This is a genomic window from Paenibacillus sp. J31R30, from assembly GCF_059692115.1.
In genome coordinates this window covers 1,111,962-1,130,989 of the sequence record NZ_JCAUAV010000002.1, presented here as the reverse complement: position 1 = coordinate 1,130,989, position 19,028 = coordinate 1,111,962, and the positions used below count along the sequence as shown (strand labels likewise).

Genomic DNA, 19,028 nt, shown 5'->3' with positions numbered 1-19,028 from the left:
CTTCAACTTATTTCTTAGTTTTAAAGAATTCATCAACTTGCTTTTGAAGCTCAGCAATAACTTTGTCATTTCCTGCTTTTTTCATTTTGTCAATGAATTCCGCATATTTCTTGTCAGAGTCAGCGACTGCTCCTGTTTCGATTACTGAACCCCCAGTCCCTGCATACTCTTTAACAACTGCAGCAATTTGTGCAAGATCTGTTTTAATTGGATCAAGATTAGGCTTAAAACCAAGCAATGGAGAAACGGTTGCACCAGCGTTGGTATCTTTCCAAATTTGCGTGAAGTTCGGAATGCTAGCTTGCGTTTCGAAACTATTCGCCGTATTACCCATAGCCCAGTTAGATACACCATATTTAGAATCAGCAGTACCTTGGCCTGAGTAACCGATTGTTTCAATTTTATTATCGGCAGTTTTCTTATAGTGCTTGCCTTCGATACCCCAAACTATAAGGTTATACAAATCTTTTCCTTTGGCAGTATCTAATAAATTAATAAGCTGCATAGCGCGTTCTGGGTTTTTGGATGTTCTAGTAATAGCTAGATTAGTGGAATCAGATAAATTGGAAATGACATACTTTTCTTCCATTGGAATGAACTGAATTGGGAAGCCATATCTTGTACTTTCTGACTTCGCAGCATCTTCAACGCTACCAATCATGGTATGGAACCAACCAATGTTTCCGTCAGGCTTACCTTCATCTTGACGTTGGTTTTGCAAGCTCAAAATATCTTTGCGGATGTAACCTTTGGCATACCAATCCGTCATTGTCTTAATAAACAGCTGCTCTTGCGGTGTATCATAGATATTAGTTACTTTTAAGGATTTCGGATCTTTCAAATCACCCACCAATTTAAAGGATGGTGTAATAATATTGTGATGCTGCATTCCCGTAAGAACTGCAGGACTAAACCCTTTGCGTAAATTATTACTCGCCTTTAGTTTCTCCAAATAAGCTCCGATAACATCAAAGGACTCCTTAGATACTGGACCATACTTATAAAAAGTTTCCTGTGCTAGCTTCGGATCGATATATCCTTTATCTACAAAGTCTTTCGGTACACGCAAAGTTGGACGGTTATCTACCGCTTGCTGATAGTTTGGAATCGCATACAATTTACCGTTTACACGAGCACGGTCCAATACCCAAGAAGGTATCTCTTTCTTGATCTCAGGTGCAAATTTATCAACTAAGGCATCCAACTCGATGTAAGATCCTTTATTAACCTCGCCTGGGAAATCCAACGCATATCCTGTCCATGCAATGTCAATTTCTTCAGATGACGCTGCCATTAACTTCCACTTTTCAGCGTATTCCGCACCAGTTAGAGGTATGAACTCAACCTTCGTATTAGGTAATAACGTTGCCAATTTCTTATTAAACTCATCCCAAACCTCTTGCGCATCTGCTTGCTTGCCTGGGCTTAACGCTACAAACTTCAGTGTTACCGGCTTTGCTGCTGCCGTCGCTGCAGGTGTTGCTGCTGGTGAGGTACTCGTGCTTGGTGTAGCAGCTTCTTTACTGCAACCAGACAAAATAATAGCTGTTGCCATACTAAGAACAATCGTCTTGCTAAACACACTTTTAAGCGGTTTCATTTGTAATCCCCCTTATGATCTGCTCGAATAATATATTATACAAGTATGGAACATAGCTAGATGCCCATACTTGGTATAAGCTGGTGATTAGCCTTTTACAGCTCCAACCGTAAGTCCTTTTGAAAAATATTTTTGAAAGAATGGAAACACCAGTAGAAGAGGTCCTGCGGCTACAACTGCCATAGCAAATCGAAGTGATTCAGACGGCAGCTTATATAGATTTATATTTTCTATATTCACGTCATAAGTAAGTGAATTTTTAAGGAATTCCATTTCCAATAAGATTCGTTGCAACAGAAATTGCAATGTGTACAGCTTCTCATTTCGGATATAAATTAAGGATGTAAACCAATCATTCCATTTGTCCAGCAGAACGAACAAAGCGATGGTTGCAAGAGCTGGCTTAGACAGCGGAAGAATAATTTGCCAATAGACTCGAAATTCGCTGGCTCCATCCATTTTGGCCGACTCAACTAAAGCATCGGGTAAACCTTGAAAGAATGTACGTAATATTATGATATAGAAAGCATTAGCAAGCGTTGGAAGAATATACACCAAGATCGTATTATTGATATGAAGATACTGTGTAATGAGTATATAGCTAGGAATCAGCCCACCACCGAACAGCATCGTGAAGAAAATAAAGAGGGTAATGGGTCTACGTAACTTGAAACTTCTTCTAGACAGCGCATAAGCGCAAGTGGACATGACGATCAATGCACAAATCATTCCACCTACTGCCTGAACGGACGTTGTTAGATAGGCATATAGGATTTGCTGTGGCTTTCCAAATATAAGGCGATAGGCCTCAAGATCAAATTGGACTGGGATTAACTTATACCCATATTTCAACAATGATTCCTCATTGGAGAATGAGACGGCTATAACTAGAAGAAATGGAATAATGAACGCTAAACTGAATACAATCATGAACACATGTAGCAAAGTGTTACCAATATTAGCCCTGAATGACTTAGGCATTCTTAACCGCCTCCTACTTACTCAATTATTCACAATTAGAATAATGCATTTTCTGGTCTTACTTTCGATACAATGAAGTTACTGATCAAGATCAGGATGAGTCCAACCACCGATTGGAACAATCCTACAGCAGCCGATATACCGAAGTCCCCTACCTTTAATCCACGATACACATAAGTGTCAATGACATCCGTCGTTGGATACAACACGCCGATATCTCTTGGTATTTGATAAAATAAACCGAAATCTCCTCTAAATAGATTACCAATTGCTAAGATGATAATGATGGTTAAAACAGGTGTTAGCGCAGGCAGTGAAATAGCGAATATTTGTCTAATCCTTCCTGCACCATCAATTTTAGCGGCTTCATACAGTTCCGGGTCAACACTCATTAAGGCTGCGTAATAAATAATGGAGCTTAATCCTACCGTCTTCCAAACTTCGACAGAGACGATAATGAAAGGCCAATACTTGGCGTTGGAATAAACATCTATGGGCTCAAATCCGAATAATTGAATCAATTGATTGAAATAACCTAAACCAGGATTGAATAACGCATACGTCATATACCCAACTAGTACCCATGACAAAAATTTCGGCATAATCATCGCGGTTTGATAGAATTTCAATGCCAATTTCCCACGAACCTCAAACAGTAAGAGCGCAACTGTGACAGCTGCTATATTACCCAAGATAATAAAAACGCCAGCATAGCTTACTGTATTTCTTGTAATCCGCCATGCATCCATGGATGTGAAGAAGTATTCGAAATTTTTGAATCCGATCCAAGCACTCCCGAAGATGCCATCGCTATACTTATAATCTTTAAACGCAAGTATGATACCGAACATCGGCGTATAGTGAAAAATGAGGTAATATAGGATTGCCGGTAAGGTTAGGGCAAATAAGGCTATATTCTCTTTAACTAATCGTTTAAATGAGTTACTCCTGAACGACTTAGCGACTGCTTTTTCCGGCATCTTATTTATAACCGTATCTCTCATAATGTTTCCCCCTCTTCGTAACTTAATTTTACGAAATAGGTGTATCATTGAATAGGGAGCCAAATTAAACATACGGCTACGAAGTTGCGCAATTCGACAAACCACGGATACTAAAAGCAATAAAAGTCACTTTTTTCAACTCATTATGCTTATCTCCATAGAAAGACTCCTATATGTAAGTCACTTTGAGCTATAATGGCTTGAGAACATCGAGAGGATGAAGATTCATGTACAAGCTTGTTCTGGTTGACGACGAAGAGATTGTTCGCAGGGGATTAAAGTATTTCCTGGATTGGGAAGCCATTGGCTTTCAAATCGTTGCCGATTTCGAGGATGGGAAAGAAGCTATCGAATTCTTAAAAACCCATGAGGTTGACCTCGTGCTAACGGATATTCGAATGGCAGAGATCAATGGTCTCCAGTTAGCTAAGCATATCTACGAAGAATTCCCCCATATTCGTGTCATTATCATTAGCGGATACAAGGATTTTGACTATGCGCAACAAGCCATACAATATAATGTCGAACATTATTTATTAAAACCAACCAAATACGATGAAATCACAGAAGTGTTCCAAGCTTTAAAACAAAAGATGGACAAACAAAAGACGCAACATCTGAATCAGCAGCAGCAATCTGTTCGCTTCCATGAACTGCTTCCTCTATTGAAAGAACAATTTTATACGGACCTAGTAATGGGGGCGTTAAGGAATACAGACGAGCTTCATAAACGAATCAACTTGTTATCCCTTACCTTAGATCCTGCACAGTGCCCTTGCGCTTTAGTTGAACTAGAGCTATGTGCGCCTGAGAAGCTAACTATGAAACGAGAAAAACTTACTTACTCGTTAAAAAGCATTTTCCATGCGGAGAATGGCAATTTCATATATAAAGCTGTTTTCAATGATTATCAAGGGTTGAAATTAATAGCTTTTCCTAATTATGCAATTGACCAAGAAGTACTTCACGAGCAGTTAATCCTGGAATTAAATGCAATTATTTCTCATATTCAGAACAACTTTGATATCGCGATTCGATATCACTTGACTGCGACGTTCCGTACACTTATTGAATTAGCTCGATTCAGTGAACCACTAAAGCTCGTTTATGAAGAAACGCGAGGTAAGGATCGGTTAGCGCCAGAGGAATATGAGAAGCTCTTAGAAAAGTACAAAGTATTCTTAGCCAATGTGACCGATGGTCAAAAAGAAGAAACGATGAGTTTACTTGACCGATTCCTTGACGAGTTTCGCGATTTGCCTGTCACGTTTGTTCATCGATTACTTATGGACCTATTTGCGATGGTATTTCGCTCGTATTCCGATCGAGGATTACTTGGGAAAACACCTCATGAGACCGCTCACAATTACCATACAGTCATCGAAATCAATGAGTTGGAGGACATACGCAAGTGGGCTAAGACGTACATAAGCGATCTCATGGTACTTAATGTATCTTCCAAAGAAACCAATGCGAAGCTGATCGTAGATGCCGCGCAGAAGTATATACTCGCTAATTTTCATCGTGACTTATCACTTGAAGAGGTGGCTAATCACGTTTTCTTAAATCACATTTACTTCAGTCGAATCTTCAAACAAACAACCGGAATCAATTATATTGATTATTTAACCCAATTGCGTATTCAGAAAGCGATTGAGTTGCTCGAATCTCGGCAATACAAGATTAATGAGATTACGGAAAAAGTAGGCTATATCAATAGTAAGTACTTTACTCGCTTGTTTAAGCAAGCGACTGGCGTCAGCCCGAAGGATTATGTTCGTCAAATGAGCCTGCAAGATAAAGGTGCAAACCATGAAAACAAACCGTAATTTAATTCAAGCTGTGCGTATGTACAAGTTCCAAAGCCTATTTATCAAGAGCTTAATCTATATTTTCTTACTCGTTATCGTCCCGTTCTCAGGTTTAAGTATCGTTATGTACTGGCAGATGAATAAGGCCATTGAGACGGAAGTCAGCGGCGTTAACATGAACTCCCTCTACCGTGTGAAGGATAGTATTGATAATATCTTCAAACAAATGGAACATATCTCATTGGAAATGATTTTCCAAGATGATGTATCGTCCTTCATGTTAACAGATACTGCCAGTAACAATCTTACCGTCAAAATGAAATCCATACATGAAAAGATCTCGATGTACACTCGTTCCTTTAAGTATATTGATTCCTTATACGTGTTCTCGGAGAGGAATCAGTACATACTTTCCAATCGCTTAGACTCTTCTCTACTCGAATTCGATGACAAGAGCTGGTACAGTACGGTTTATCAAAAAATGGAAAAAAGCATCTCCTATCGTGATCTTCGAAAACGAAATGATCTTTATCCGTTCTACATCTCTTTCACTCGTCCCGCCTATCTCTATGAGAATAAAATTGGTGCGGTGACCGCGAATATCGATATCGAAGAGCTACGTAAATTTTTAAATCAAACAACGGAACAATTCGAAAACACGTATATCGTCGACGGAGATGTCGTCTTGTACAGCCAGAATCGCAATGATTTCATGGCTAATATCCATAGCGTAGCTCTTCTGAATGCAGCTGATGTCCTTACCCATATCGGTGAACCTCACTCATCCATTAAGACGATTCTTGGACAAAAATATATCTTGTCCGTGCTTCCTTCAGGGGATAACGAGTTAACTTACATCTCGCTATTACCACTAAAAAATTACGAACAAAAAATGAAAGATCTCCGCACATTTTTGTATTTATTTTTTGGCATAGGCGCGATCATTGTCTTGATTGTTTCGTTAGTCATCTCCATCAAGACGTTCTCACCAGTGAATCAGATCATGTCCATGATTGAAGATCAGGAGAAATTAGAACCCTTCATGGCTTCCAACGAAAAAAGTAAATGGAATGAGGTCAGAACGATAACCAATTCAATCTTCCGAACCCTAGATGCGAAGAAAGGCTTAGAACAAGAGCTTCAACTGCGTATGCACTCCTTGCGTAAAGCGCAAACGATCGCTTTACAGAACCAAACAACACCACATTTCTTATACAACACCTTGGAAACGATTAAATATTTGGCGATTGAGTTAACGAAAGGACACAATACCGTATCCAATATGGTAACATCGCTTTCTGATCTATTACGCCGTAGTCTCGATACGGACAATCCTTTAACGGATATCCAAGATGAGATCCAGCATGCCAAACAATATGTGGGGATCATGCAGGCCAGGTATCCGAACAAGTTCGACGTAATCTGGCAAATCCAAGAAAGTATTCTGAGCTGCCACATCTTAAAAATTTCCATTCAACCCTTATTGGAAAATGCTTTCCAACACGGTATTATTCCTACACGCAACCCAGGTCAGATTATCATTACAGGGTTACGTACCTCAGATGGCCTTGTAATCACTGTATCCGATAATGGCATAGGAATACCTGATGCTCAGCTTAATAAGCTTCAACAGAGTATGTATAGCGGGGTTAATTTGGAGGAAAAGCATATTGGTTTAAAAAACTTAAACCAACGTATCAAATTACTATTTGGGGAGGAATACGGCGTATTCCTTACCAGAAATCTTCACAAGGGTACGGCAGTATTCATTGTCATTCCGGAACATATCGATACAGATGCAATCGAGTAGTCTACTCCAACATCAAAGAACCTGCCCTCGATACTTTCAGGACAGGTTCTTTTTCATCGGCATCTGATTTTCCAATAAAATGGAAATCCAGAAACAAGGACAATACTTTCAACATACAATGTAGTTCAGTGTAATGTTAAACTCCACGTTGAACAGAGGTATTCATATGACCAAAGAAGTTGAATCAGAGGCATTCGTTGATCTGGCTGATCAGTTCGATTGTTGCGAGGGTACAATTGAATTGGTGAAGGACGAAATTTGCGGAAATATTTATATAGATCGTAAATCGGCACATCGTACCGTTCTATGGGAAATCATACAACTTCCCGCTTTCGGGACAGTTAGTATCTTTTTGGCTAGCGGTACTGACCATCTAGATGCATTTATCAATGGTGTATTTACATTCAAGGTATTTCCTAACCAGACCCGATCTGTCACTGTTCCTCGTTTGCATAAACTGGAAGTTCAATGCGCCGCGGATACCACAAATACTAACTGTACTGGAAAATACTGCATCAATCTTCACTATGCTAGCCCTTATAAACACTGCGAAGAGGAAGAATAAACAACAAATCAGGCAAACTATCAGCTACTATCCGTTGCAGAATCCTAAAATTTGCATCCTATATCATAGATAACACATTTGTCTATGCTATGGGAGGAGTGTATTGTATGTGTAAGTCTACTTCTTGCTGTCCTACCGCTCAAATTTTCCAAGAGAATATCTGTGGTAATTTCACTGGACCTATCATTGGTGCCGGAGCAACGCTATGGCAGGTTGATCCAAGTGGTGTAAGTGACTATTTTCAAGGTACGATTGAAGTATTTAATGCGAGCAATACCTCAATCGACGACGTCACTATTCATCGAGAAGGTATGACAGATCTGATCTTTAGTGTACCTGCACTTACAACGGTAAGTAGATCCGTTCTCAATCCTACTGGGTTAGTGGTCTCACCAGACGCCGGCCAGTCAGGAAAGTACTGTATTAATTTGTATAAGCGGGTATATTAGCGTTAAAACAAAATTACTTGAAAATCCTTCCATTCGCATTCATTGGAGATGGATTTTTTTTCATTTCCTTAACTTGATTTTCGAAAAGAAAGCTTCAACAGAGGCGGAGTTATCAAGGTAGTCAGAATGACCACCATTACGATCGAAGTAAAATACTCCTCTAACAGAAGTCCCGATTCTAATCCAGCCGCGGCGATGATGAGTGCCACTTCTCCTCTAGACACCATTCCTGATCCGATAGCCAGTGATGATTGCAAATTAAATCCAGTTAGGCGGGCTCCCAGCCCTCCCCCAAGCATCTTTGTAGCAATTGCAATAATAGCTACGAGTAGAATGAACACAATGTGATTACCCAAGCCTGTAAATGTAATATTTAATCCAATACTCACAAAGAAAACAGGGACAAACAACGTATAGGCGATCGGTTCAACTTTCGTTTCTACATCGTGCTTGTATTTGGTTTGCGAAACGGCAATACCACCTGCAAATGCACCAATAATGCCAGCAACACCCATCATTTCAGCAAAATAAGCAAATGCGAAGCAAATAAGAAGCGAGGCGCTCATGACAGCTTCAGTAATGTTAAGACGTGCGAAGATTTTCATGATGTACGGAACAATAAACCATCCAAGTAGAACGATGGCGATTAAGAATACGGCCTTTTTCATAATTAGAAAACCGATAGAAGTATCTCCTGCTGTGCCAAGTATGCTCATCATAACGGCAAGTAGAATAACAACAATTACATCATCCACAACAGCTGCACCCAGAATTGTCGTTCCCTCTCTGGAGTCTAATTGATTCATCTCCTTTAACGTTTGAACAGAGATGCTGACAGAAGTGGCACAGAGCAGTAAGCCGATAAAAAGTGATTGTGAATTCGAAAGGCCGAGTGCAACAGAAATGGCGTATCCGCCGATAAAAGGAAGGATGATCCCTCCAACGGCTACCGCGAAGGAGGACTTCCAATCGCCTAGCAACTTATCCAAATCTGTTTCTAATCCTGCTATGAACATGAGTAACAGAACACCAATTTCTGAAAAATGGGAAATAAATTCACTTGGTTGAACCCATCCTAAAAGTGCAGGTCCCAGAATAATTCCTGCAATAAGCTTTCCCAGCACGGCAGGTTGCCCGATTCGAACCGACAAATCACCTGCCACTTTCGTTGATAAGATTATTAGTACTAAATAAAGTAGAAATTCCATGTGTTTCACACCTTTCGCACCATGTCCACATTGGTAGGTTTAGGAAAAAACAGCTTGCCTATTCACGGACTCTTCTAAAAACGACAGAAAGAGCCCGTCAATGACAGGCTCCTCCAAGTCGATCTTATTTAATTATTTCTCATAACTATACCCTAGAATTCTTAACATTTCAACCAACAGGTTCACAGTAATCTTGTCATTTTACGCCACAACTGTTGACCTTCTAATGCATCTTCCCAAGGCTCGAAATGAGGATACATGATCTCGTGCCAATTATCCGGAGAATTCTTGGTGCTCAGCAATCCTTGTCGTTTCATTGAGCTAATCCTAGAAGGCAACTCATAATAGGAAAATAATATCTGGCCAAATGAACCGATCATGTAGCTTGAATTAAAGCTATCCGGGGACTCTTCTTGCTTCTGATAATGATAAAAGATATAGCTCGAAACCATGTCCGGTTTCAATCTTGCGATCGAACCTACACGATCTTCGATGGTTCGGCCACTGTGCCAGGAATCAGCGTCCATAGGCAGCCCATCATGAAAGACATCTATCATTGGAATTGAAAGCCTATGCAGAGTCTGACTTAAACTACCTACTTGATTAGGTGCAGTTGGCCACTTCTCTAGGTAACGTTCGAAAGACATGGGCCAATCCCAATCTGGCGCACGCGAGCCCCCCAATACCTCTGCATAGACACAAACATACAGATCACATGAGAAAACGGCTAAATTGGATAGCCCTGATCCAGCCCACTCTTCACACAGCGCTGATGTATTTGTCTTGATGATTTGCTTAAATTCGTTCGCCAACCCTTTGCGAAGTTGCGAGTAATAGAGGTGTCTTTGAATCATATTTCGCTGTCCTCATTGCCAAAATAGAACACTCTCGCATTGTGCATGCGTACATTTGCACGCTCCTCATCGCTCCAATGTTCAGGCAGCAGCTGCTCGAATAATTGAACAACGTCTTGATAAGTACCCGCCATTAAGGCAACAGGCCAATCACTGCCGAACATTAGGCGTTTGGGGCCAAAACGTTCCGCAGTGTGACGGATATAGGGCGTTAGCAGTTCGAGATTCATCCCACCAGCGGCTGTAATCATACCGGACCACTTGCAGTACACATTCGGGAACTTGGATAGCTCGTCGATGTATGCCGACCAAGGCTCTAGTTCACCCGTACGAATAGGTGGACCGCCTAGGTGATTAATAACGGCCTTTAAGTGCGGGACAAGTTTAAGGCATTGAAGCACGATTGGCATATTTTCCGGTCCGATCAGCAGGTCGACAGAATATCCATATTTTTCCAGAAGTCGAAGATTCTCTATAAGAAGCCCAGGCAGTTGCTCCGTGCATTGTGAGAAAACGGCACGGTCCAATCGAACTCCAACGAATCGCGAGTTGTTACGTAATCGTCGATAGACGTCTGCGAATGAATCTGCTAATGGATCCAACCAACCTACGACACCGAGGATTCGCTCATTTTCACCTGCTAGCTCAAGCAAATATTCTGTCTCAGCCACAGTCGGCGCCGCCTGCACCGCGATAAATCCGCGTGCGGCATCAGCAGCCTCAAGACCTAACAGGTCCGATGGTAAATAATTCTGATAAAGAACAGAATTACTCAGCTTCAGCCAATGATAATCGCCTCTCTCCAGCTTCCAGAAGTGGACATGGCTATCAATATAGGTATGGTTAACATCACGATTAGATGACTGACGAATAGATGTCATGGATGACATTCACTCCTTATTCTTACTCACTATCCTAAGTTACGGCCTTGAATACGTTTCGCCGTCCCGCCTGCGACTTCTGCACTCCACGGCGTCTCGTAGGTCGGTTGATTCACATAACGTTTCATACCTAGTTTCAATTGGACGCCTGCCCCAGGTGCAAGAGTGACGGGTAACCAATTCGTATCAAGCTCACCCTCAACCACCTTTTGTCCACTTTGATTAAAGTTCTCCATATAGGTAAACTGGTGCTCACCAAAGCTGCCCGCTTGTACAACCAGTGCACGTTCATGAAATGCCGACAGGTTCACAAGCGTTAAAGTGACAAACTCGTCGCCTAGCGCTTCAACCAAAGCACCGATGTCCTCCGGAAGGCCGCATCGTTTACGGTCAGCATCGAAATAACGCACTCTGGCATGCTGTAGTCCGCCGTGAGAAATGTGCATTGGAGCACCTAACATCATTTGCAGTAAGCCTTCGAAATAGACAGGAGAATATTCCTGCCACTCATGAATACTGTAAGGATGATCCCAATCCCAGCTGGTTGGATCCCCCTTTGGCGAGCGAAGCTTCTCCAATTGAATCGAGATAAGCTCCAGATTTTGCTGCAAAATACGCTCTGGATAATCTGGGAATTGCCCTCTCATATATAAGTACCAAGGTACTGTATTCGCAATATAATGCTTGGTTTCCTTGCGAGTTACCGGATTTCGGCCTGAAATGGTTGGCATATCGATCAATCGGAAATGATCTTCATAAGGAATACGGTCAACACGTGCCGCATCTTCCTCGGCCATCGATATCGTCCATAAATAGATTGGGTAGGTTGGAACCGAGATTCGGTAGTCTGTCCAACCAGCATCAAAATGCTTATGGGGAACATGCCATTTCCCATTGATTTCTTTCCCTAGATCCCAGTTACGGTCCAATTGTGAACGTGCCAAATCTAACTTACTCCGATCACCAGTCAGGAGTACAGCGTTCATCCCAGCGTTAGTAAGAGGCTCGATGATGGACATGAAACCATGCGGCCAACGGTAACCGTAGTACCCGCCCCACCATTTACCTTCATTGTACTCCCCAATGATATCGTTTAATCCGACGTTGTCTGGAATTAACCCGCCGTTACGAAGCGTACGCTCTTCCCAAGCGGACAAGTAGTCCAGCACCCACTGCCGATAAGATTCATCACCCGTGTACATGAACGCATTCGTGATCAACCCCGTTGCGTTCAAATTCAGCGGGACATCCCCCTTTGCTTTGCGTTCATTCATTCGGGTGATGATTTCACCATAAATCGTATCGTCTGACCACTTACACTTCCCGCTGGCGAAGTCCACACCGGGAATATCCTCGAACGGTGCCAAATAATCATCCAACACGCCACGATGTGTTACCCAGTCCTCCTCCGTCATTTGGAAGCGCGGACCTTTACTACCCGTAATTGGCGAACGCATTAATTTGCGATCAGCATCATAGTTCGGTACTTCGGGATTCTTACCGGTATACAGCTCGGCAAACTTGACCGCTCGCTGACTATTCTTCAATGAATGTGGATCGGACAAGCCTAAGAAATAGAGATATAAGGATCCCTCGCCATGATGCATCCAGTCATAGTACGCATCAAATTCGTTATGAATCTGACCATATTCCGTCCATTGCCAAGTAATCGCATCATACATAAGGCGGGACAACCTTAGAATTTCCTCATTGCCCCCAAGTGCATACAGCAGGGATAAATTCATAAATGCTTCATACGGATCATCCGATCCGTCCATCCCTGGCCAATCTTCACGCCAGACGATCGTACCGTCCTCCCGTGTATAACGGCGCACATATTCAACCGCTGCCTCGTTCAATGTATCAATTAACTTCCGCTCCGTAAGCGCCCAAGTTGGCGCTGTCCAGGAGTCCCGCACATGGATGCCAGCGGCCAAAGAATTGGTTTTGTTCGTTGGTGTCATTGGATGCTTCCTCCTACCAGAATGTATCGTGTACGCCGCGCAGCTTGCAGACGGCCTCAGCGAAGAAATAGTCACCATAGATCATTGGGTTGTTCACGTGCGCTTGCTTAGGACGGTTGGCCGTACCCATTCGAAGAATCGCTTCCTCGCTTGGATCGTTCCAGGTCGTATATTTTGCATTTAATTTAAAAATCAGTTTCTCAGCCGCACTTCGATATAGCTCAGACTCGTCCTTCGGCACTAGCAAGCTCAACTCCAGCATACCACTGGCTGCGCAGGCACTCGCGCTTGAGTCCATCGCCATTCCCTCTTCCCAAGGAGCTCGGAAATCCCATGGCGGCAAGCCATCTTCGGGGACATTCGCCAGGAAAAAATGCGCTGAACGCTTAGCTGCATCGATATATCGTTGATCTCCCGTATAGCGTGCGCTAAGTGCCATGCCGTACAACGCCCATGCGGTTCCGCGGGACCATGCTGAATCCGGTGAGTAGCCTTGTCCGCCAAGAGCTTCTTGTCTCTCACCTGTCTCAGGATCGAAACACACGATATGGTGTGACGAGCCATCTGGACGAAGGAATTCACGCAAGGTCGTATCTGCATGGAGCGCTGCCACGTGTCTAAAGCGTGGATCTCCAGACTCTTCACTTGCCCAATATAGCAGCGGCAGATTCATCATGCAGTCAATGATCGCCCAACCAACCCGCTCCGGCTGGTTCCAAGCACGAATAAACTGGCCTTTTGCATTGTATCGTCCAACCAAATGACTGGCTGCCGTCATGGCCCGACGCTTCGAAATTTCATTACCAAGCAGCTTGTACTGCGCCACGGAAGATAAGCTCCACATAAACCCTACATCATGATGCAGCGGGTAAAAGTCGGTAAGTACAGGGTCCATCAAGGCTTCAATTTGTGCCGCTGTCTCTTTGAGATGCTCATTCTTATTTTCTCGATATGCCAACCACATTAAGCCTGGCCAGAACCCATTTGTCCACCAGTCCGCTTCTTCACTATTATACTTGCCTTCATAGGAGATATATGGAAAATCAGCGCCGATGGAATGACTCATTCTTTCCACTTTACCGGTGATTTTATCCCAAACTTCATCGATCCAAGGTGCACGTGATGCATCCGTTCCAACGCTTGCATTTATATTAGACATTCTTTAATATCCCCCTATTACCATTGTATGGGTTGACCTGGAAATAAACTTAACAGTTTATCCAATTCATCCTGAGGTAAGCCAACCCCATCGCTATAACTTGCATTTAGAGCTAGTGAGCGCAACGAAGTCGTTCCCGTTAACGTAACCGCAATGTCTGGACTAGAAAGGCTGAAACGCATCGCAGGTTCAATCAACCCTTTGGGCTCTGTCTTCCGAAGGAAAGCTATTTGTTGGATACGACGCTCCGCTTCTTGATACATCATCGAATCTTTCTTCATAAATGGTGCTGGAGCATCTGCAAGAAGACCCATGCCCAGAACACTTCCGTTAATAACAGCTACGTTATGCTTCTTAGCCGCAGGAATCAGTTCATCCATCGCTGAATAATCGATAAGCATGTAGCGAGAGAACGTCTGAACAGAATCGATAAGCCCTGACTCAATAAAAGGAATCAACAGGGATGGATGTAAACAATTAACCCCTATAGCCCGAACCTTCCCCTGCTCCTTCAATTTAAGAAAAGCAGGAATGGTTTCATTCATACCCAGTTCCGAGTTCAACTCCGAAAGTTCGTGCATTTGAATGAGATCCACATAATCCGTCCCAAGGCGTTTAAGACTGTTCTCTACAGAAAGTATCGTGTTTTCGTACGAATACGCCTCTCCACGCATGACCGCTTTGGTCGCGAGGAACACCTTGTCCCTTTTCCCCTGAAGCGCCAGCCCAATGCGCCGTTCGCTTTCTCCTCTTCCGTATAATGGCGCTGTATCAATAAAGTTGATCCCGAGCTCGATAGCTCGATCGATCACCTCAGTTACTTGTTCATCTGTGACCGGACCGTAATCCCCGCCAAGCGGAGCGCCTCCAAGACCTAGCTTCGAAACCCGGGCTCCCGTTTTGCCAAATGTCGTATATTCCACTTTGTTCACATCCTATTTTTTTCGTAAGTGATACCCCTATTATAGGGTATATATTCATCTTTTAGTTTTGCTGGTTGACACCGAAATGTTGTTATTTTGCACAACCTTCTACCTCAAAACTAACTGCCTCCAGAATTTGGATTAATTACATCAAATGGCATGCGAGCCAGTTCTGTATGCAACGTTTCTCCCAAATAAATCATATCGTAGCTTCCTTCAGAAAGATTCAAATCACTAAAAACCAGCTTTCCATCTGGTTGTGAAATCGTTTTAGTTTTTATCCATGCAATCGGCTCTTTGGGATCCGTTTCACTTGGACTAGTACCTCTCATGAAAATACCGAAGGCATCTTCTCTTAGTGAACCTATGTAACTAACCTCGATGAGTTCATTTGGCTGATAGACAGATTTATTCATGACCATCATAGGATGACGGAGAGCAAGATCTGGATCTTCCACAGGGTCTACCACCGGAATTGCGCCTGTGAGATTTACTGTATATTCTGCATCAGCAATCCATGATTTCGCAGCAAAATCTCTTCCTTTTACCAAGACCTTATCCTCGTAAACGTCCACATAAAATCCCTGTGAACCCTCTTTCAAGACGTCTTCATCTGTCCATAAATACGCTACGGAAGCTGCATTAAACATGGTTGCATACTTCGTGTTGTACATTGTATCTCTAGCCCCAAGCTCCCAATGGGTATGACCAGTAAATACAATAGATTGCGGATGTTTGGCGAGAATCAACTTCAACTCTCGGTCCTGCCTAATCCCATGCCATCCGAACTCGAGTTGAGACCCTGCGACCGTATTCATTAATGGCTCATGTACAAAAATAAAGGCAGGCTTCTCCGCCGATTCATGCTCAGACAATTTTTGATCCAACCACATGAGCTGGGTCTCTGATAAATAAGAGCAGTCTTTCAAGCCAATCTCAGTGCCAAGAAATAGGAAATGATACCCCTCCAGCCAAACATCATAATACTTCTTGCTGATCCCGGTATGTGTTGTAAATAATGACATTTGCTTGTCAAAGTCTTTCCAACGTACATCATGATTGCCATAAGTAAAGTAGATTGGCGGCAGCCCCTCCTTGTTCGCTTTCCAAACCTGTTCCATCTTATCAAATTCTGCTTGTTCTCCATTGTCTGTAATATCACCGATATGCATGATCCCGTGACTTTCCGGAGAAGTAGCTAAGATATCCTTGAGTGCCCGATCAAAATTTTGGGATTCTGCTGCCTCTAATGAGGCTTTCATATGTGTATCAGTTATAACTACGAACTGGAGTTTTGGTTTTTTCGCCATTTCTCTATCTCCCTTGAAAAAATAAGCCTCGAGCTCCACGATGCTTGTGGATATCGAAGCTTATTTTTGTTCATTTATCTTATTTTACAAGTCCATGTGGATCAATAACGAATTTGCGAGATACACCTCGGTCAAACTCTTGATAGGCATGAGGCGCTTCATCCAGTGAAATCAGCGTCGCATTAACGGCCTTCGCAATTTGCGCCCTGCCGCTGAGAATCGCCATCATGAGGTCACGATGATATTGCATAACAGGCGTCTGCCCAGTAACAAAAGTATGGGATTTCGCCCAGCCGAGTCCAAATCGGATTTTCAATGTACCAATTTTGGAATCCTCATCGACAGCTCCCGGATCACCGGTTACATATAGACCTGGAATACCTAATCTTCCGCCTGCGCGCGTTACCTCCATAATGGAGTTAAGCACGGTAGCCGGCGCTTCTCCGTGTGCCTTACCATGACCGTGAGCTTCAAATCCCACACAATCGATGGCACAATCCACTTCAGGTGAGCCCAAAATCTGATCAATCTGTTCGGCCAAATTGCTATTTTCACGCAAATTAATCGTTTCACAACCAAAGCTCTTCGCTTGCGCTAGTCGTTCTGCATTCAAATCACCAACAATAACAACTGCTGCTCCTAACAGTTGAGCAGAATGTGCTGCTGCCAAGCCTACTGGGCCTGCTCCCGCCACATAAACGGTAGAACCTGGACGAACGCCAGCGCTAACTGCACCATGATAACCGGTAGGGAAAATATCAGAAAGCATCGTTAAATCCAGAATTTTCTCCATCGCCTGTTCTTTATCTGGGAACTTCAGCAACTGAAAGTCTGCGTAGGGTACCATGACATATTCAGATTGTCCGCCTACCCATCCGCCCATATCCACATACCCGTAAGCAGAGCCTGCGCGATCTGGATTCACATTCTGACATACGTTGGTATTTCGCTCTTTACAATTTCTACAACGTCCGCACGCGATATTAAAAGGTACAGAGACCAAGTCGCCCTTTTTAATGAACTCCACATCTCGTCCGACTTCAATGACTTCTCCTGTAATTTCATGTCCTAATATAAGACCTGAAGGCGCCGTTGTTCTACCTCTGACCATATGCTGGTCGCTTCCGCAAATATTCGTCGTTACAACTTTTAGAATAACACCGTGATCACATTTACGCCCAACGTTTAATGGATTGACACCAGGTCCATCTCTTAGAATAAGATCTGGATAATCCGTATTTCGAATTTCTACGCTACCTGGTTTGTTATACACGACGGCTCTATTCCCTGCCATGATAAATCCCTCCCACATGAAGTGTAATTTCATTCACTTTAGTAAATTCTGAGTTGCCGCGGACCTTACTAGCCATACATATTACGACAAATCAAGCGAGGGTCTGATGTGCGGGAGCGCTTACATGAATCTAATCGCATCAATGTATGAATATGTGAATGGACCATTATTTCCGCCAAGTGACGAAAGTGATATTATTATTATATAGCATACAAGCTGCTTTTAGTTAAGTAGTTTTACATGAAATTGTTGTTTTCTTGTTATGATTCCTAGAGCATGTTACAGTATGCTAAGCAGCTCATCAGGAGGCATTCACCAAATGAAATACTTTGAAGACGTGGATTTACATGAAATCCCCTATCGTTTCAGCTACCGTAAGATAACGACTGACCATTATATAGGGTTCTACCATTGTCATCAGGGCATGGAATTTCTGTATGTGCATCAAGGCAATGGACAAATTGTAGTAAATAGCAAAGTCTACACGATTCAGGCCGGCACCTTCCTCTACCTACAGCCCTATCAGCTGCATCACATTCAGGTTGAAGTTCATCCGGATGCTCCTTTCGAACGAACGATTATCTCCTTGGAGCCGTCCATATTTGAACCCTATTTCAGTTCATTTCCAGTCTTGAACACTTATTTCCAGCATTTATGGAAAAATGAGCTCGAGGAACAAGTGCTCCACCACATAGATAACAATAGTTTTATCTCTCAATTATTTCAGCATCATCATAATGGGTTTTCGATGTACCAGCTCGATGCCAAACAGCAAAATTTCGCGATACTTCTGCTGCAGATGTTTCAATTTCTCTTTTCGATAGGCTTTGGTAATCCCATTGAAAATGGCATCAATCCGCAAAGACAACTTCGTTATTCCGAGAAAATCATGAATTGGCTTGAAGGGCATTATTCCGAAGAAATTTCACTTGATACGTTAGCGGATCATCTGCATATATCCAAATATTATGTATCACGTATTTTCAAACAAGAAACCGGTGCTACTTTGATGGATTATATTCTCGCCAGACGTGTCCGACAAGCCTGTCAGTTATTAATAGCAAGCAACAAAGGGATTGAGCAGATCAGCATTGAAGTGGGGATGAACAATTTCCCATATTTCTGCCAGGCTTTCAAAAAGCTTGTCGGCACGACACCAATGAAATATAGAAAGAAACTACAACAGGAAGATTAACTAACAAACAATAAGAAATA

Annotated in this window: 16 protein-coding genes; 5 read left to right on the top strand and 11 right to left on the bottom strand. The window is 42.7% G+C overall.

Annotated elements, in window-relative coordinates:
• Nucleotides 1–7: 7 nt before the first annotated feature.
• The 3 genes from AC58QO_RS10760 to AC58QO_RS10750 all read right to left on the bottom strand — a co-directional run bounded on the left by AC58QO_RS10760 (nt 8) and on the right by AC58QO_RS10750 (nt 3,585).
• Entirely contained in the window at nt 8–1,600 is a 1,593-nt protein-coding gene (locus AC58QO_RS10760) for an ABC transporter substrate-binding protein (RefSeq protein WP_497265285.1), read from the bottom strand.
• Nucleotides 1,601–1,687: 87 nt separating this feature from the next.
• Complete coding sequence (locus tag AC58QO_RS10755; protein ID WP_497265284.1) at nt 1,688–2,581, bottom strand: carbohydrate ABC transporter permease; 894 nt, start codon at nt 2,579–2,581, stop codon at nt 1,688–1,690.
• 35 nt (nt 2,582–2,616) lie between these two features.
• Nucleotides 2,617–3,585 carry an ABC transporter permease gene (locus AC58QO_RS10750; protein ID WP_497265283.1) on the bottom strand — a complete coding sequence of 323 codons (969 nt, stop codon included), beginning with the start codon at nt 3,583–3,585 and terminating at the stop codon, nt 2,617–2,619.
• 227 nt (nt 3,586–3,812) lie between these two features.
• On the opposite strand from AC58QO_RS10750, the gene AC58QO_RS10745 reads away from it, so the two are divergent.
• The 4 genes from AC58QO_RS10745 (at nt 3,813) to AC58QO_RS10730 (ending at nt 8,220) form a co-directional block, all read left to right on the top strand.
• A complete protein-coding gene (locus AC58QO_RS10745) occupies nt 3,813–5,414 on the top strand; it encodes a response regulator (protein ID WP_497265282.1) in 1,602 nt (533 codons plus the stop codon).
• Nucleotides 5,398–7,206 carry a sensor histidine kinase gene (locus AC58QO_RS10740; protein WP_497265281.1) on the top strand — a complete coding sequence of 603 codons (1,809 nt, stop codon included), beginning with the start codon at nt 5,398–5,400 and terminating at the stop codon, nt 7,204–7,206. Before AC58QO_RS10745 ends, AC58QO_RS10740 begins: the two co-directional genes overlap by 17 nt.
• Nucleotides 7,207–7,372: 166 nt before the next feature.
• Entirely contained in the window at nt 7,373–7,771 is a 399-nt protein-coding gene (locus tag AC58QO_RS10735) for a DUF3992 domain-containing protein (protein ID WP_497265280.1), read from the top strand.
• A 107-nt stretch (nt 7,772–7,878) separates the two neighbouring features.
• The gene (locus tag AC58QO_RS10730) at nt 7,879–8,220 is read left to right on the top strand and encodes an S-Ena type endospore appendage (protein ID WP_497265279.1); all 342 of its coding nucleotides are present in this window, start codon (nt 7,879–7,881) and stop codon (nt 8,218–8,220) included.
• A 68-nt stretch (nt 8,221–8,288) separates the two neighbouring features.
• Here AC58QO_RS10730 and AC58QO_RS10725 read toward each other — a convergent pair whose 3' ends face one another.
• The 8 genes from AC58QO_RS10725 to fdhA form a co-directional block, all read right to left on the bottom strand.
• Complete coding sequence (locus AC58QO_RS10725) at nt 8,289–9,428, bottom strand: cation:proton antiporter (RefSeq protein WP_497265278.1); 1,140 nt, start codon at nt 9,426–9,428, stop codon at nt 8,289–8,291.
• Between the two features lie 182 nt (nt 9,429–9,610).
• A complete protein-coding gene (locus AC58QO_RS10720; protein WP_497265277.1) occupies nt 9,611–10,282 on the bottom strand; it encodes a hypothetical protein in 672 nt (223 codons plus the stop codon).
• On the bottom strand, nt 10,279–11,163 hold the full coding sequence (locus tag AC58QO_RS10715) for an amidohydrolase family protein (protein WP_497265276.1): 885 nt from the start codon (nt 11,161–11,163) through the stop codon (nt 10,279–10,281). Before AC58QO_RS10715 ends, AC58QO_RS10720 begins: the two co-directional genes overlap by 4 nt.
• 29 nt (nt 11,164–11,192) lie before the next feature.
• The gene (locus AC58QO_RS10710) at nt 11,193–13,127 is read right to left on the bottom strand and encodes a DUF8034 domain-containing protein (protein WP_497265275.1); all 1,935 of its coding nucleotides are present in this window, start codon (nt 13,125–13,127) and stop codon (nt 11,193–11,195) included.
• A 13-nt stretch (nt 13,128–13,140) separates the two neighbouring features.
• Nucleotides 13,141–14,286 (bottom strand): glycoside hydrolase family 88 protein, encoded by a 1,146-nt coding sequence (locus tag AC58QO_RS10705; RefSeq protein ID WP_497265274.1) that lies wholly within the window; start codon nt 14,284–14,286, stop codon nt 13,141–13,143.
• 17 nt (nt 14,287–14,303) lie between these two features.
• Nucleotides 14,304–15,209, bottom strand: a complete 906-nt coding sequence (locus AC58QO_RS10700; protein ID WP_497265273.1) for an aldo/keto reductase — start codon at nt 15,207–15,209, stop codon at nt 14,304–14,306.
• Between the two features lie 119 nt (nt 15,210–15,328).
• On the bottom strand, nt 15,329–16,519 hold the full coding sequence (locus tag AC58QO_RS10695) for a metallophosphoesterase family protein (protein WP_497265272.1): 1,191 nt from the start codon (nt 16,517–16,519) through the stop codon (nt 15,329–15,331).
• Nucleotides 16,520–16,598: 79 nt separating this feature from the next.
• Entirely contained in the window at nt 16,599–17,813 is a 1,215-nt protein-coding gene (fdhA, locus tag AC58QO_RS10690; protein ID WP_497265271.1) for a formaldehyde dehydrogenase, glutathione-independent, read from the bottom strand.
• A 319-nt stretch (nt 17,814–18,132) separates the two neighbouring features.
• On the opposite strand from fdhA, the gene AC58QO_RS10685 reads away from it, so the two are divergent.
• Entirely contained in the window at nt 18,133–19,008 is an 876-nt protein-coding gene (locus tag AC58QO_RS10685) for an AraC family transcriptional regulator (RefSeq protein ID WP_497265270.1), read from the top strand.
• The last annotated feature ends 20 nt before the right edge of the window (nt 19,009–19,028 follow it).

Bases quoted from the DNA above. Each gene is read 5' to 3' on its own strand.
- AC58QO_RS10760 (WP_497265285.1), bottom strand. From the start codon at position 1,600: ATGAAACCGCTTAAAAGTGTGTTTAGCAAGACGATTGTTCTTAGTATG.
- AC58QO_RS10720 (WP_497265277.1), bottom strand. From the start codon at position 10,282: ATGATTCAAAGACACCTCTATTACTCGCAACTTCGCAAAGGGTTGGCG.
- AC58QO_RS10715 (WP_497265276.1), bottom strand. From the start codon at position 11,163: ATGACATCTATTCGTCAGTCATCTAATCGTGATGTTAACCATACCTAT.
- AC58QO_RS10745 (WP_497265282.1), top strand. From the start codon at position 3,813: ATGTACAAGCTTGTTCTGGTTGACGACGAAGAGATTGTTCGCAGGGGA.
- AC58QO_RS10735 (WP_497265280.1), top strand. From the start codon at position 7,373: ATGACCAAAGAAGTTGAATCAGAGGCATTCGTTGATCTGGCTGATCAG.
- AC58QO_RS10730 (WP_497265279.1), top strand. From the start codon at position 7,879: ATGTGTAAGTCTACTTCTTGCTGTCCTACCGCTCAAATTTTCCAAGAG.
- AC58QO_RS10685 (WP_497265270.1), top strand. From the start codon at position 18,133: ATGAAATACTTTGAAGACGTGGATTTACATGAAATCCCCTATCGTTTC.
- AC58QO_RS10695 (WP_497265272.1), bottom strand. From the start codon at position 16,519: ATGGCGAAAAAACCAAAACTCCAGTTCGTAGTTATAACTGATACACAT.
- fdhA (WP_497265271.1), bottom strand. From the start codon at position 17,813: ATGGCAGGGAATAGAGCCGTCGTGTATAACAAACCAGGTAGCGTAGAA.
- AC58QO_RS10740 (WP_497265281.1), top strand. From the start codon at position 5,398: ATGAAAACAAACCGTAATTTAATTCAAGCTGTGCGTATGTACAAGTTC.
- AC58QO_RS10705 (WP_497265274.1), bottom strand. From the start codon at position 14,286: ATGTCTAATATAAATGCAAGCGTTGGAACGGATGCATCACGTGCACCT.
- AC58QO_RS10710 (WP_497265275.1), bottom strand. From the start codon at position 13,127: ATGACACCAACGAACAAAACCAATTCTTTGGCCGCTGGCATCCATGTG.
- AC58QO_RS10750 (WP_497265283.1), bottom strand. From the start codon at position 3,585: ATGAGAGATACGGTTATAAATAAGATGCCGGAAAAAGCAGTCGCTAAG.
- AC58QO_RS10725 (WP_497265278.1), bottom strand. From the start codon at position 9,428: ATGGAATTTCTACTTTATTTAGTACTAATAATCTTATCAACGAAAGTG.
- AC58QO_RS10755 (WP_497265284.1), bottom strand. From the start codon at position 2,581: ATGCCTAAGTCATTCAGGGCTAATATTGGTAACACTTTGCTACATGTG.